We start from the raw sequence: 1048 nt of genomic DNA, 5'->3' as shown, positions 1-1048 counted from the left end.
GACATGGCCGCCCGCGACCGCCGCCGTACGCTGCCTGAACTGCACCGCTTCAGTCGCCAACTGGGAGTCCCCGCGTGAGTGATCAGCCAGACCAGCAGACGAAGAAGCCCTTCCTGTACGTCGTCGTGTGCGCCTGCGGCATTGCTGGGGACGTCGGCAAGCTGATCACTGCGGCCCAGGAGGCGAACTGGGATGTCGGCGTCGTCGCCACTCCGCAGGGCCTTGGCTTCATAGACGCCGAGGCCGTCGAGGCACAGACCGGCTACCCGATCCGCGCGGCCTGGCGACAGCCGGGTGACCCGCGTCCGCTGCCGCCACCCAACGCCATCGCGGTAGCGCCGGCCACCTTCAACACGATCAACAAGTGGGCGGCCGGGATCTCCGACACCTTGGCGCTGGGCATTCTCTGCGAGGCGTACGGGATGGGTGTCCCAATCGCTGCCTTTCCGTACCTGAATGCGGCCCAGGCCGCCCACCCGGCGTACGCACGCAGCCTCGACGTGCTGCGCGAGATGGGCGTCCTGATCGGCTCGTACGAGCCCCACAAGCCGAAGGCCGGCGGCGGTGCCGATCGCTACCGCTGGGAGGAAGCGCTGGAGCTGCTTACTCCGAAGCTGTCCGCATCGGCCTGATCAGAAGGTGTAGCGCCCACTCTTTGGTCAGCGCCGGTGCGACGGTGACCGCGGTTGGAGTGGGGCGACGGCCGTCGGGAGGATTGTGGCGCCGTGACCTTGTGCAGCGCTGCGGGTCTTGGCTGCTTGGGCCCGGGGACTGGGGGCATGACGCTCGCCGAGGCGGCGGATGCGCCAGGTCAGCGCACGGGCGGGGCTGTGGGCGTCGTCCAAGGAACGTTGGCCGAGCGCCTGGTCCAGGACGGAGACCGCGTTGTGCCCGGCGGCCTCCGCCTCGGCGAGCACGGTGGTGAGCGCGTCCCAGGCGGGGTCGTTCAGGATGCGTTCGGCGTGATCGGGGACCCTCTGCTGGAGGTGCCGGGCGAAGCGCTGCTTTATCTGGATGCTGGGGGCGCGTTGCGCGAGGTTCGCCAGGA

Annotated in this window: 1 protein-coding gene and 1 pseudogene; one reads left to right on the top strand and one right to left on the bottom strand. The window is 69.5% G+C overall.

Annotated elements, in window-relative coordinates; all coding sequences use genetic code 11:
• Positions 1-74 precede the first annotated feature (74 nt).
• Positions 75-632, top strand: coding sequence for a flavoprotein (locus tag ACZ5CR_RS47280; protein ID WP_468870257.1), 558 nt, complete (start codon positions 75-77; stop codon positions 630-632).
• Between the two features lie 27 nt (positions 633-659).
• Here ACZ5CR_RS47280 and ACZ5CR_RS47275 read toward each other — a convergent pair.
• A pseudogene (locus tag ACZ5CR_RS47275) lies at positions 660-1048 on the bottom strand (mobilization protein); the annotation flags it as partial.

This window comes from Streptomyces sp. NPDC031274, from assembly GCF_055570235.1.
This window is presented reverse-complemented; position numbering and strand designations above follow the sequence as displayed.